Source organism: Halomonas sp. AOP43-A1-21 (assembly GCF_052376775.1).
In the GTDB taxonomy this organism is placed as follows: domain Bacteria; phylum Pseudomonadota; class Gammaproteobacteria; order Pseudomonadales; family Halomonadaceae; genus Vreelandella; species Vreelandella colorata.
Genome location: NZ_JBQSWC010000017.1, coordinates 20,121 through 32,201, shown reverse-complemented (window position 1 = coordinate 32,201; position 12,081 = coordinate 20,121). Strand labels below are relative to the sequence as shown.

At 54.3% G+C, this 12,081-nt stretch carries 20 protein-coding genes; all 20 read right to left on the bottom strand.

Features of this window, described 5'->3' with window-relative positions; genetic code table 11:
- Positions 1-6 precede the first annotated feature (6 nt).
- Positions 7-399, bottom strand: a complete 393-nt coding sequence (gene rpsH / locus ACT3R7_RS10940; protein ID WP_193091504.1) for a 30S ribosomal protein S8 — start codon at positions 397-399, stop codon at positions 7-9.
- A gap of 32 nt (positions 400-431) precedes the next feature.
- Positions 432-737, bottom strand: a complete 306-nt coding sequence (rpsN, locus tag ACT3R7_RS10935) for a 30S ribosomal protein S14 (protein WP_192536492.1) — start codon at positions 735-737, stop codon at positions 432-434.
- Between the two features lie 10 nt (positions 738-747).
- The gene (gene rplE / locus ACT3R7_RS10930) at positions 748-1,287 is read right to left on the bottom strand and encodes a 50S ribosomal protein L5 (RefSeq protein WP_018917728.1); all 540 of its coding nucleotides are present in this window, start codon (positions 1,285-1,287) and stop codon (positions 748-750) included.
- Between the two features lie 18 nt (positions 1,288-1,305).
- The gene (gene rplX / locus ACT3R7_RS10925; protein WP_018917729.1) at positions 1,306-1,620 is read right to left on the bottom strand and encodes a 50S ribosomal protein L24; all 315 of its coding nucleotides are present in this window, start codon (positions 1,618-1,620) and stop codon (positions 1,306-1,308) included.
- A 14-nt stretch (positions 1,621-1,634) separates the two neighbouring features.
- Positions 1,635-2,006 (bottom strand): 50S ribosomal protein L14, encoded by a 372-nt coding sequence (rplN, locus tag ACT3R7_RS10920; RefSeq protein ID WP_009723896.1) that lies wholly within the window; start codon positions 2,004-2,006, stop codon positions 1,635-1,637.
- 51 nt (positions 2,007-2,057) lie between these two features.
- Positions 2,058-2,318 carry a 30S ribosomal protein S17 gene (gene rpsQ / locus ACT3R7_RS10915; protein WP_009723897.1) on the bottom strand — a complete coding sequence of 87 codons (261 nt, stop codon included), beginning with the start codon at positions 2,316-2,318 and terminating at the stop codon, positions 2,058-2,060.
- Position 2,319: 1 nt separating this feature from the next.
- Entirely contained in the window at positions 2,320-2,511 is a 192-nt protein-coding gene (rpmC, locus tag ACT3R7_RS10910; RefSeq protein ID WP_018917730.1) for a 50S ribosomal protein L29, read from the bottom strand.
- On the bottom strand, positions 2,511-2,924 hold the full coding sequence (gene rplP, locus ACT3R7_RS10905; protein ID WP_007112000.1) for a 50S ribosomal protein L16: 414 nt from the start codon (positions 2,922-2,924) through the stop codon (positions 2,511-2,513). Before rplP ends, rpmC begins: the two co-directional genes overlap by 1 nt.
- A gap of 15 nt (positions 2,925-2,939) precedes the next feature.
- Positions 2,940-3,644, bottom strand: coding sequence for a 30S ribosomal protein S3 (gene rpsC, locus ACT3R7_RS10900; RefSeq protein ID WP_018917731.1), 705 nt, complete (start codon positions 3,642-3,644; stop codon positions 2,940-2,942).
- Between the two features lie 11 nt (positions 3,645-3,655).
- Positions 3,656-3,988, bottom strand: coding sequence for a 50S ribosomal protein L22 (gene rplV / locus ACT3R7_RS10895; protein ID WP_009723900.1), 333 nt, complete (start codon positions 3,986-3,988; stop codon positions 3,656-3,658).
- 18 nt (positions 3,989-4,006) lie between these two features.
- On the bottom strand, positions 4,007-4,282 hold the full coding sequence (gene rpsS / locus ACT3R7_RS10890) for a 30S ribosomal protein S19 (protein ID WP_009098993.1): 276 nt from the start codon (positions 4,280-4,282) through the stop codon (positions 4,007-4,009).
- A 33-nt stretch (positions 4,283-4,315) separates the two neighbouring features.
- Positions 4,316-5,146 carry a 50S ribosomal protein L2 gene (gene rplB / locus ACT3R7_RS10885; protein ID WP_018917733.1) on the bottom strand — a complete coding sequence of 277 codons (831 nt, stop codon included), beginning with the start codon at positions 5,144-5,146 and terminating at the stop codon, positions 4,316-4,318.
- Positions 5,147-5,163: 17 nt separating this feature from the next.
- Positions 5,164-5,460, bottom strand: a complete 297-nt coding sequence (gene rplW / locus ACT3R7_RS10880) for a 50S ribosomal protein L23 (protein WP_009723902.1) — start codon at positions 5,458-5,460, stop codon at positions 5,164-5,166.
- Positions 5,457-6,062, bottom strand: coding sequence for a 50S ribosomal protein L4 (rplD, locus tag ACT3R7_RS10875; protein WP_018917734.1), 606 nt, complete (start codon positions 6,060-6,062; stop codon positions 5,457-5,459). The genes rplW and rplD overlap by 4 nt, the downstream gene beginning before the upstream one ends.
- A 15-nt stretch (positions 6,063-6,077) precedes the next feature.
- Positions 6,078-6,716, bottom strand: coding sequence for a 50S ribosomal protein L3 (gene rplC / locus ACT3R7_RS10870; RefSeq protein WP_192536491.1), 639 nt, complete (start codon positions 6,714-6,716; stop codon positions 6,078-6,080).
- A gap of 151 nt (positions 6,717-6,867) precedes the next feature.
- Positions 6,868-7,179: a 30S ribosomal protein S10 gene (gene rpsJ / locus ACT3R7_RS10865; RefSeq protein WP_007112007.1), complete on the bottom strand. Its 312-nt coding sequence runs from the start codon at positions 7,177-7,179 to the stop codon at positions 6,868-6,870.
- A 159-nt stretch (positions 7,180-7,338) separates the two neighbouring features.
- The gene (tuf, locus tag ACT3R7_RS10860; RefSeq protein WP_192536490.1) at positions 7,339-8,532 is read right to left on the bottom strand and encodes an elongation factor Tu; all 1,194 of its coding nucleotides are present in this window, start codon (positions 8,530-8,532) and stop codon (positions 7,339-7,341) included.
- A 29-nt stretch (positions 8,533-8,561) separates the two neighbouring features.
- Positions 8,562-10,685: an elongation factor G gene (fusA, locus tag ACT3R7_RS10855; protein ID WP_193091503.1), complete on the bottom strand. Its 2,124-nt coding sequence runs from the start codon at positions 10,683-10,685 to the stop codon at positions 8,562-8,564.
- A gap of 247 nt (positions 10,686-10,932) precedes the next feature.
- The gene (gene rpsG, locus ACT3R7_RS10850; RefSeq protein WP_018917738.1) at positions 10,933-11,403 is read right to left on the bottom strand and encodes a 30S ribosomal protein S7; all 471 of its coding nucleotides are present in this window, start codon (positions 11,401-11,403) and stop codon (positions 10,933-10,935) included.
- A 163-nt stretch (positions 11,404-11,566) separates the two neighbouring features.
- Positions 11,567-11,941, bottom strand: a complete 375-nt coding sequence (gene rpsL, locus ACT3R7_RS10845) for a 30S ribosomal protein S12 (RefSeq protein WP_106374972.1) — start codon at positions 11,939-11,941, stop codon at positions 11,567-11,569.
- Positions 11,942-12,081 lie beyond the last annotated feature (140 nt).

Below are 12,081 nucleotides of genomic sequence, written 5' to 3'. Positions count from 1 at the left end.
AGCCTCCTAGAATACGGTGCAGATGACTTCGCCACCGACGCCAGCTTGGCGTGCGGCACGGTCGGTCATGACACCATTGGAAGTGGTGACAATCGCGATACCCAGACCATCGGCAACCTTAGGCAGGTTGTCCTTGCCTTTGTATTGACGCAAAGACGGCTTGGAAACCCGCTGAATGTGCTCAATAACCGCCTTGCCCTCAAAGTACTTGAGAGTCACGGTAAGCGTAGGTTTAACGCTTTCAGCCACCGTAAAGTCGGTAATGTAGCCTTCTTCCTTTAGCACGCGGGCCACTTCCACTTTCAACTTGGAAGACGGCATGGTAGCCGTCTCCTTGGTGGCCATCTGCGCATTGCGGATACGAGTAAACATATCCGCCAGAGTGTCTTGCATGCTCATTTAATGTGCGCTCCTGATGAATCTACGTGGCGTTACCAACTGGACTTTTTCAGACCAGGAACGTCGCCACGCATGGCGGCTTCACGCAGCTTGTTACGGCCAAGGCCGAACTTGTTGTAAAAACCGTGCGGACGACCCGTGATGCGGCAGCGGTTACGCTGACGCACCGGGCTTGAGTCGCGCGGCAGTTGCTGCAGCTTCAGCGTCGCCTCGAAGCGCTCTTCCTCAGACGTATTCACGTTTGAGATGATTGCCTTGAGCTCAGCACGCTTGGCCGCATACTTCTCGACCAGCTGCGTACGCTTGAGCTCACGCTCTATCATACTTTTCTTAGCCATGATCCAACCCTTATTTCTTGAACGGGAAGTTCAGTGCTGCAAGCAGCGCACGACCTTCCTCGTCGGTGTTGGCAGTAGTAGTGATAGTGACGTCCAACCCACGGATACGATCGATTTTATCATACTCGATCTCCGGGAAGATGATCTGCTCACGCACACCCATGGAGTAATTGCCGCGACCATCAAAAGACTTCGGGTTTAGACCACGGAAGTCACGCACACGAGGAATCGCGATGTTTACCAGACGGTCCAGGAAGTCCCACATACGCTCAGCGCGCAGTGTAACTTTGACACCGATAGGCCAACCTTCACGCACCTTGAAGCCCGCGATGGACTTACGTGCTTTGGTCACCAGCGGCTTTTGACCGGAGAGTTTCTCCAGGTCGCCGACGGCATTGTCGATCAGCTTTTTATCACTAACCGCTTCGCCGATACCCATGTTCAGAGTCACTTTAGTGACCCGGGGTACCTGCATAACGTTGGCGTAGCTGAACTGCTCTTTGAGTTGAGCTACCACCTCGTTTTGATAACGTTCTTTCAAGTTCGCCATTTTGCTACCCGACTCGCGTTAGGCGTCGATCTGCGTCTGCGTCGACTTGTAGATACGTACCTTGGTACCGTCTTCCTTAACTTGGAAGCCGACGCGATCCGCCTTACCGGTCTCCGAATTGAAGATGGCTACGTTGGACGCGTGAATCGGAGCCTCACGCTCGACGATACCGCCCTGATTTCCCGCCATGGGATTCGGCTTGGTGTGACGTTTAATCATGTTCACACCGGACACCACGAAGCGGCTTTCTAGTACCCGCTTAACAGTGCCACGTTTGCCTTTATCCTTCCCGGCGATGACGATGACTTCATCGTCACGTTTGATCTTTTGCATATCCGCCTCGCTCCTTACAGCACTTCAGGCGCTAGGGAAATGATCTTCATGAACTTCTCATTACGAAGCTCACGAGTAACCGGCCCGAAGATGCGCGTGCCGATCGGCTGTTCGTTGGTGTTATTCAACAAAACTGCCGCATTTCCATCGAAACGGATCAGCGAACCGTCACTACGACGGACGCCACTACGGGTGCGAACTACTACCGCTTTTAGCACTTGGCCTTTTTTGACCTTGCCACGCGGAATAGCTTCCTTCACCGTTACCTTAATGACGTCACCAACACGAGCGTAGCGACGGTGTGAACCGCCTAGCACCTTGATGCATTGCACCCGGCGCGCTCCGCTGTTGTCGGCGACATCCAGCATTGTCTGAGTCTGAATCATCGGTTTTCTCCAAACCTAATCTGACTGCACTGGTTGGACAAGCTAAGGGAATTAACCCTTGGCTTGCTCGACCACCTCGACCAGCGTCCAAGCTTTCTTCTTGGAAAGCGGACGGCACTCCTGAATGGAAACCGTATCGCCTGCCTTAGCTTGGTTCGCCTCATCATGGGCGTGCAGCTTGGTGGAGCGCTTAACGTATTTTCCGTAGATCGGGTGACGCTCACGACGCTCGATCATAACGACGATGGATTTATCCATCTTGTCGCTCACCACCTTGCCGGTGAGCGTACGGGTTTTTTTCTCTTCGGCCATCTCAATCACCTGCCTTCTCGTTGAGCATAGTCTTAACGCGGGCGATATCCCGACGGACCTGCTTGAGCAGATGAGTCTGGCTCAGTTGGCCAGTGGCCTTCTGCATGCGCAGGTTAAACTGCTCGCGGAGTAGCTCGAGGAGCTGCTCTTTGAGCTCTCCTGCGGACTTTTCACGAATTTCCTGTGCTTTCATCACATCACCGTCCGTTTCGCAAAGGTGGTGGACAAGGGCATCTTCTGTGCGGCCAGCTCAAAAGCTTCACGGGCCAGCTCTTCGGATACACCTTCAATTTCGTACAGGACCCGACCCGGTTGGATCTGGGCTACCCAGTACTCAACAGAACCTTTACCTTTACCCATACGAACTTCGAGCGGCTTCTTGGAAATCGGCTTGTCAGGGAAAACGCGGATCCAGATTTTACCGCCACGCTTAACGTGACGTGTGATCGCACGACGGCCGGCTTCGATCTGACGCGCAGTGATGCGGCCGCGACCAGTAGCTTTCAGACCGTATTCCCCGAAGCTGATCTTGCTTCCGCGATGCGCCAGGCCACGGTTGCGGCCTTTCATCATCTTGCGGAATTTCATACGCTTGGGCTGTAACATCGACTCGCTCTCCCCTTACCTGGAACCTTTCTTCTTGGGCGCGTTGCCGGCAGGCTGTTGTTGCTTAGCCTTGGCACGTACTTCCTCGATACCGCCGAGGATTTCGCCCTTGAAGATCCACACTTTAACGCCGATGACGCCATAGGTGGTGTGAGCTTCGTAAGTGGCGTAGTCAATGTCCGCACGCAGAGTGTGCAACGGAACACGACCTTCGCGGTACCATTCGGTACGTGCGATTTCAGCACCACCAAGACGACCTGACAGCTGAATCTTGATACCGCCAGCGCCAAGACGCATTGCGTTCTGTACCGCGCGCTTCATGGCACGACGGAACATTACGCGACGCTCAAGCTGACCCGCTACGTTAGCAGCGACTAGCTTGGCATCCAGCTCCGGCTTGCGAACTTCTTCAATGTTCACATGAACCGGGACACCCATCATCTCGGTGAGATCGCGACGCAGACGGTCGACATCTTCACCCTTTTTACCAATCACGATACCCGGACGGGCAGTGTGAATGGTGATGCGAGCATTATTAGCCGGACGCTCGATGTGAATGCGGCTTACGGAGGCGTTTTTAAGACGCTCTTCCAGGAAGCTGCGCACTTCGAGATCGTTATTGAGCTTATCGGCATAGGCGCCGCGCTCGGCATACCAGACAGAAGCATGGTCTTTGACGATGCCCAGTCGAATGCCTGTTGGATTGACTTTCTGACCCATCTGGTCGACTCCTACTTCTCGGCTACCTTGACGGTGATGTGGCAGGTGCGCTTCAAGATACGATCCGCACGGCCTTTGGCGCGCGGCTTGATACGCTTGAGCGTCATGCCCTCATCGACGCAGATGGTCGAGACACGCAGCTCGTCGATGTCCATGCCGTTGTTTTCTTCCGCATTCGCGATGGCGGACTGAAGCACTTTCTTAACCAGCTTGGCAGCCTTCTTCGGTGAGAAGGTCAGCAGGTCAATAGCTTCGGCGACCGGTTTACCGCGCACCTGGTCAGCCACCAAACGGGCCTTCTGTGCGGATAAAGCAGCGCCACTCAGCTTAGCTGTGACTTCCATCTCTTAATCCTCTCTGGCTTACCGTTTGGCTTTCTTGTCCGCCGCGTGCCCACGATATGTGCGGGTAGCAGCGAATTCGCCAAGTTTATGACCCACCATTTCCTCGGAGACGTGCACCGGGACATGCTGGCGTCCGTTATGGACCGCAATAGTCAGACCTACCATGTTGGGTAGGATCATCGAACGACGCGACCAAGTCTTGATTGGTTTGCGATCGTTCTTCTCCACTGCAGCCTCTACCTTCTTCAAAAGATGAAGGTCAATGAAGGGACCTTTCTTTAGTGAACGTGGCACAGCCGTTACCTCTTAAGTTCTTGGCAATTTCGATTAACGCGTCTTGTTACGACGACGGATAATCAGCTTGTCGGTGCGCTTGTTCTTACGCGTCTTGTGACCCTTAGTCGGTACGCCCCACGGGGATACCGGGTGACGACCACCGCTGGTGCGGCCTTCACCACCACCGTGCGGGTGATCCACCGGGTTCATCGCGACACCACGAACAGTCGGGCGCACGCCTCTCCAGCGCTTCGCACCGGCCTTGCCAAGTTGACGCAGGCTGTGCTCGGAGTTGCTCACTTCACCCAAGGTTGCGCGGCACTCAGCCAGAATCTTACGCATTTCGCCAGAGCGAAGACGTAAAGTGGCGTAGTTACCTTCACGCGCAACCAACTGGGCGCTAGTACCGGCACTGCGAGCAATCTGCGCGCCTTTACCCGGCTTCAGTTCGATACCGTGAACGGTAGAACCGAGCGGGATGTTGCGCAGCGGCAAAGCATTGCCTTTCTTGATGGGCGCGTTTACACCAGATTCCAGCACGTCACCCGCGCTGACACCTTTCGGTGCAATGATGTAACGACGCTCACCATCTGCATATTTCAGTAAAGCAATATGCGCACTACGGTTCGGATCGTGTTCCAGACGCTCAACGGTGGCTGGAATGCCATCTTTGGTGCGCTTGAAGTCGATCAAACGGTAGTGTTGACGATGACCACCGCCCACGTGACGGGTGGTGATGCGACCGTAGTTATTACGTCCACCGGACTTGGACTGTTTTTCCAAAAGCGGTGCATAAGCACGGCCTTTGTACAGTTCCTCACCAACGATCTTAACGACGTGGCGACGACCGGCGGATGTGGGTTTGGTCTTGACGATTGCCATTATCCGTACTCCTGCCCTTATTCGGCGCCAGAGAAGTCTTCGAGCGTTTCGCCCGCAGCCAGGGTCACATACGCTTTGCGGTAACCCTTACGCAGACCAACGCCGTGTGCAGTACGTTTGGTTTTACCCTTCACGTTCAGCACTTGAACGCTGCCGACCTTCTTGCCGAACAGTGCTTCAACGGCTTTCTTGATCTCGGGCTTGGTAGCATCAGACGCCACCTTGAAAACGTACTGGTTGCGCTCTGCAGCCATCGCGGCCTTTTCGGTCACGTGCGGTCCAAGCAGAACCTTGAATACGCGTTCCTGGTTCATGCCAGCTTCTCCTCGAATTTACGCAGGGCGGAGACGGTAACCAGGACCTTATCAAAGGCAACCAGGCTAACCGGGTCAGCTGCCGCGACATCCACCACGTCAACGTGGGGAAGGTTGCGTGCGGCTAGATAGAGCGTTTCATCAAGTTCTTCGGTGATGATCAACACTTTCTCAAGGTTGAGCTCTTTCAGCTTGGCAGCTACCTGCTTGGTCTTGGGCGCTTCGACGCTGAACTCTTCAATCGCGACTAAACGCTCTTGACGTACCAGCTCAGACAAGATGGAGCGCATCGCCGCGCGGTACATTTTGCGGTTAACCTTCTGGGTGTAGTCTTGCGGACGTGCCGCGAAGGTTACGCCGCCACTGCGCCACAGCGGAGAACGGATGGTTCCGGCACGTGCACGACCGGTACCTTTCTGACGCCACGGTTTTTTACCACCACCGCGAACATCGGAACGGCTCTTTTGAGCGCGAGTACCTTGACGGCCACCAGCCAAATAGGCGGTAACAACCTGGTGAACTAGCGCTTCGTTGAATTCTTTGCCAAAAGTGGCGTCGGCTACTTCAACGGTACCCGTGCCTGCAGCAAGATTCAGATTCATTGGTAATTATCCCCTTCAGCCAGCTTTCACGGCGCTGCGAACGATAACGTCGCTGCCGGGTGCTCCCGGTACGGCGCCCTTGATCAGCAGCAGGTTACGCTCGGCGTCAACACGGACGATCTCAAGGCTCTGTACGGTGCAGCGGGCGTTACCCATCTGACCGGCCATTTTTTTGCCTTTAAATACGCGACCTGGTGTTTGACACATGCCGATAGAACCCGGTGCGCGATGCGACAGGGAGTTACCGTGGCTGTTGTCTTGGGTACGGAAGTTCCAGCGCTTAACAGCACCCTGGAAGCCTTTACCCTTAGAGGTGCCGGTCACATCGATCATTTGACCAGCTTCAAAGAGGGATACGGTGATTTCGCCACCCACTTCAGGAGCTTCCTCACCTTCTGCAAGGCGGAATTCCATCAGCGAACGACCAGCCTCAACGCCCGCCTTGGCAAATTGACCTGCCTGGGCTTTGGTGAGGTGTTTGGCTTTACGAGAACCTGTAGTGACCTGAACCGCTGCGTAACCGTCAGACTCGACAGTCTTAACGCGTGTAACACGGTTAGGATCAACTTCAATAACGGTTACGGGCACGGATGCGCCATCTTCGGTAAAGACACGGGTCATCCCGGCCTTTTTACCGACTAAACCGATAGTCATACTCAGTCTCCTATAGTGTACGGGGCTATCACCCGCTATGGCTGCCCTTTCCAGAGCATTCCACTAGCACATTGTATGGCGCCTCACGGCGCGGCGGCTGCTGTTCATGCGGTAAAAGTGATGAACGCTGGGCCGCAAGTGTCTAGTGTAATTAGTTGAGCTTGATTTGCACGTCTACGCCAGCAGCGAGATCGAGCTTCATCAGCGCGTCAACAGTTTTTTCAGTCGGCTCAACGATGTCGAGCACACGCTTGTGCGTGCGAATCTCATACTGGTCACGCGCATCTTTGTTGACGTGCGGTGAAATCAGAATGGTATAGCGCTCGCGGTTGGTCGGCAGCGGAATCGGTCCACGAACCTGAGCACCAGTACGCTTAGCGGTTTCAACAATCTCCGCTGTGGACTGATCGATCAGGCGATGGTCGAACGCTTTCAACCGAATGCGAATCTTTTGGTTCTGCATTTGCCCTAAACTCCAATGGATGTCGACGGCGCGAGCCGTCTACCCACGCATTCAAAGGATGCGCATTATAGGCACGCCAAAAGCCCATGTCAAACATTTGCTATTGGTGCGCAGAAAAGGGGGCTCGCGAGAGCCCCCTTCATCGATCAAGTAAAATGATTACTGAACGATTTTTGCCACAACGCCAGCACCAACGGTACGACCACCTTCGCGAATTGCGAAGCGCAGACCGTCGTCCATAGCGATCGGAGCAATCAGAGTAACAACCATCTGAACGTTGTCACCCGGCATTACCATTTCAACACCTTCCGGCAGTTCACAAGTACCCGTTACATCGGTGGTACGGAAGTAGAACTGGGGACGGTAGCCCTTGAAGAAAGGCGTGTGACGACCACCTTCTTCTTTGGACAGTACGTAAACTTCTGCTTCGAAGGTAGTGTGCGGCTTGATGGTGCCCGGCTTGGCCAGAACCTGACCACGCTCAACGTCATCACGCTTAGTACCACGCAGCAGGGCGCCAACGTTCTCACCTGCACGACCTTCGTCGAGCAGCTTACGGAACATTTCAACACCGGTAACGATGGTCTTGGTGGTCTCGCGGATACCCACGATCTCAACTTCGTTACCCGGATTGACAATACCGCGCTCTACACGACCGGTAACAACAGTACCACGGCCAGAGATAGAGAATACGTCTTCGATCGGCATCAGGAACGGCTGGTCGATAGCACGCTCCGGCTCAGGAATGTAGTCATCCAGAGCTTTGATCAGATTAGCAACGGCAGTAGTACCCATACCGTTCTCATCTTCACCGTTCAGAGCCATCAGCGCAGAACCAGTGATGATCGGCGTGTCGTCGCCCGGGAAGTCGTACTGGTCGAGGAGTTCGCGAACTTCCATCTCTACCAGTTCGAGCAGCTCTTCGTCATCGACCATGTCTGCCTTGTTCAGGAACACAACGATGAACGGTACGCCAACCTGGCGAGACAGCAGGATGTGTTCGCGAGTCTGCGGCATCGGGCCGTCAGCGGCAGAACATACCAGGATCGCGCCGTCCATCTGCGCTGCACCGGTGATCATGTTCTTGACGTAGTCAGCGTGTCCTGGGCAGTCAACGTGCGCGTAGTGACGCACTTCAGACTGATATTCCACGTGCGAAGTCGCGATAGTGATACCACGCTCACGCTCTTCAGGAGCGTTATCGATAGTATCGAATTCACGCCAGTCGCCGCCGAAAACCTCAGCAGAAACGCGGGTCAGGGCCGCAGTCAGGGTCGTTTTACCGTGGTCGACGTGACCGATGGTGCCGACGTTGACGTGCGGTTTGGAACGTTCGAATTTTTCCTTAGCCACTGCTATAACCTCTTTACGTTAGCTAACGGTTAACCGTTTTGATTGATGACGGCTTCAACGACGCTGGAGGGCGCCTCGTCGTACTTCGAGAACTCCATAGAGTAGCTCGCACGGCCCTGGGTTTGTGAGCGCAGGTCGGTTGCGTAACCGAACATCTCACCCAGCGGCACCGTTGCACGAATGACTTTACCAGCAGAAGAGTCATCCATGCCCTGCACCAGACCGCGACGACGGCTCAGGTCGCCCATGACGTCACCCATAAATTCTTCGGGAGTCACGATTTCGACCTTCATCACCGGCTCCAGCAGCACGGCCTTGGCCTTCCTGGCACCTTCCTTCACTGCCATAGAAGAAGCAATCTTGAACGCAGTCTCGTTAGAGTCTACGTCATGGAAAGAGCCATCGAACAGCGACACTTTAACGTCGATCATCGGGTAACCCGCGATGACACCGTTTTTAAGCTGCTCGTAAGCACCTTTCTCAACCGCGGGGACGTATTCCTTGGGAACCGTGCCACCTACGATTTCAGAGTTGAATTTGAAGAAAATCTCAGCTTCGCCTTCACCCTTCTCTTCAGCAGTCAGCGGCTCGATACGTAGCCAAACGTGACCGTACTGACCACGACCACCAGACTGACGTACAAACTTACCTTCCTGCTCAACGCTGCCACGAATAGTTTCGCGGTACGCTACCTGCGGCTTACCGATATTAGCTTCAACCTTGAACTCGCGACGCATACGGTCAACGATAATGTCCAGGTGGAGCTCGCCCATACCAGAGATGATGGTCTGGCCGGTTTCTTCGTCGGTTTTAACCTGGAAAGAGGGATCTTCCTGGGCCAACTTGCCCAGTGCAATACCCATTTTTTCCTGGTCGGACTTGGTCTTCGGCTCAACGGCTACCGAGATAACCGGATCCGGGAACTCCATGCGCTCGAGAACAATTTTGTTATCGATATCGCACAGTGTGTCACCCGTGGTGACGTCTTTCAGGCCGATACACGCTGCAATATCGCCCGCCAGGATCTCTTTGATCTCTTCACGCGAGTTGGCGTGCATCTGAACGATACGACCCACACGCTCTTTCTTCTGCTTAACGGAGTTATATACACCGTCACCAGACTTCAGAACGCCCGAGTAGACGCGGATAAAGGTCAGCGTACCAACGAAGGGGTCGGTCGCGATCTTGAATGCCAACGCCGCAAACGGAGCATCATCATCGGCCACACGAGTAGCGATGGTGCCGTCTTTATCGTCCAGCTCACCTTCGATCGCCTTAACTTCAGTCGGCGAAGGCATGTATTCGATAATGCCGTCCAGCACTGCCTGAACGCCTTTGTTCTTAAAGGCAGAACCACAGGTAACCAGAACAATGTCGTTAGCCAGAGTACGTGCACGAAGGCCAGCCTTGATCTCTTCGATCGAAAGCTCACCACCTTCCAGGTACTTCTCCATCAGCTCGTCAGAGCCTTCGGCAGCCGCTTCAACCATTTGCTCGCGATATTTCTCGGCAGTTTCTTGCAGCTCAGCCGGAATATCCACGAGGTCAAAATTCATACCCAGGCTAGCCTCATCCCACAGAATAGCCTTCATCTGAATTAGGTCGACAACACCTTTAAAGTCTTCTTCCGTACCCCAGTTAATCTGGATCGGCACGGCATTCGCACCCAGACGCTCTTTCAACTGGTCTACAACCATGAAGAAATCAGCGCCGGTACGGTCCATCTTGTTGACGAAGACCATACGCGGTACTTCGTACTTATTGGCCTGACGCCATACGGTTTCGGTCTGCGGCTGAACGCCGGAAGAACCGCACAGTACAACGACCGCGCCATCAAGAACACGCAGCGAACGCTCAACTTCGATAGTGAAGTCAACGTGCCCAGGTGTATCGATGATGTTGATACGGTGCTCGTCGAACTGCTTGGCCATACCCTGCCAGAAGGTAGTTACAGCAGCTGAGGTGATAGTAATACCACGCTCCTGCTCCTGCTCCATCCAGTCAGTCGTCGCCGCACCGTCGTGCACTTCGCCCACTTTGTGAGAAAGGCCGGTGTAGAACAGTACACGCTCGGTCGTCGTGGTTTTACCCGCGTCGACGTGCGCTACGATACCAATATTGCGATAACGCTTAAGTGGTGTCTTGCGTGCCACGGTGAAACTCCCGTTAGTTGGCGATGCTCGTTAATTTAGCAGCGGCAAAAGTGAGCCTTACGCTACCGCCGCTATCACAAAATGATAACGGCGGGGTGTTGCAACAAAGCGACTCGACTTAACACTTTCAATGACGCCCTGCTGAAACAACGTGCATATATAAACGCGAACTCTACAAACACTGCGCTTACAAACGCCGTACGTCGAATCGTCTTTCTTAGAAACGACGCTCTTAGAAACGACGCTCTTAGAAACGATAGTGCGAGAAAGCTTTGTTGGCTTCGGCCATACGATGCACGTCTTCGCGCTTCTTAACGGCTGAACCTTTCCCTTCTGCCGCATCCAGCATTTCGCCTGCCAGACGCTGTACCATCGTTTTCTCACCGCGACGACGCGCCGCGTCCACCAGCCAGCGCATAGCGAGCGCTTGACGGCGAGACGGACGAACTTCAACCGGCACCTGATAGGTCGCACCACCTACGCGGCGCGACTTCACTTCGACCATCGGCTGGATGGTTTCCAGCGCTTTGTCGAAGATTTCCAGCGGCTCTTCACTACTACGCTCGGCAACCTTGTCCAACGCACCATAAACGATGCGCTCAGCTATGGACTTCTTGCCGCTGACCATCAGGTGGTTCATGAACTTCGCCAGACGCTCACTTCCGAACTTAGGATCCGGCAGGATTTCGCGTTTAGCTACAACTCTTCTTCTAGGCATGATAAGCCCTCAATTAAGGATCCTTCAGGTAAACCCGGAACTCGCGCTAGGCTTTCGGCGCTTAGCGCCGCCCGACCTTACTCTTATCAGACCGTCATATATTCGTGTTAAAGATAACAGACGGAAATACAGCACCGTCTCAAGCAGCCTTGACGCCCAGAACTTAGGACTTCGGCTTCTTGGTACCGTACTTGGAACGACCCTGCTTACGGTTCTGTACGCCAGAGGTGTCCAGGGCGCCACGAACGGTGTGATAACGCACACCTGGCAAATCCTTGACACGACCGCCGCGAATCAGAACAACAGAGTGCTCTTGCAGGTTGTGACCTTCACCACCGATGTAAGAAGAAACTTCGAAACCGTTGGTCAGGCGCACACGGCAAACCTTACGCAGGGCCGAGTTCGGCTTCTTAGGGGTAGTAGTGTATACACGCGTACATACGCCGCGTTTTTGCGGACAAGCTTGCAGCGCGGGCACGTCACTTTTAGTAACGGGGCGCTTGCGCGGCTTGCGCACTAGCTGATTAATCGTTGCCATGGTGTTTAGCTGACTCCAATGGTTGCCTAGCCTTCAACAAATACGGGCAGCGGATGCGGGCGCACCCACCCCACTGTTAAAGGCTGCGCATTCTAAAGGCTGATCCTAGGCGCCGTCAAGTCTTGCCGGCGGTTTAACCG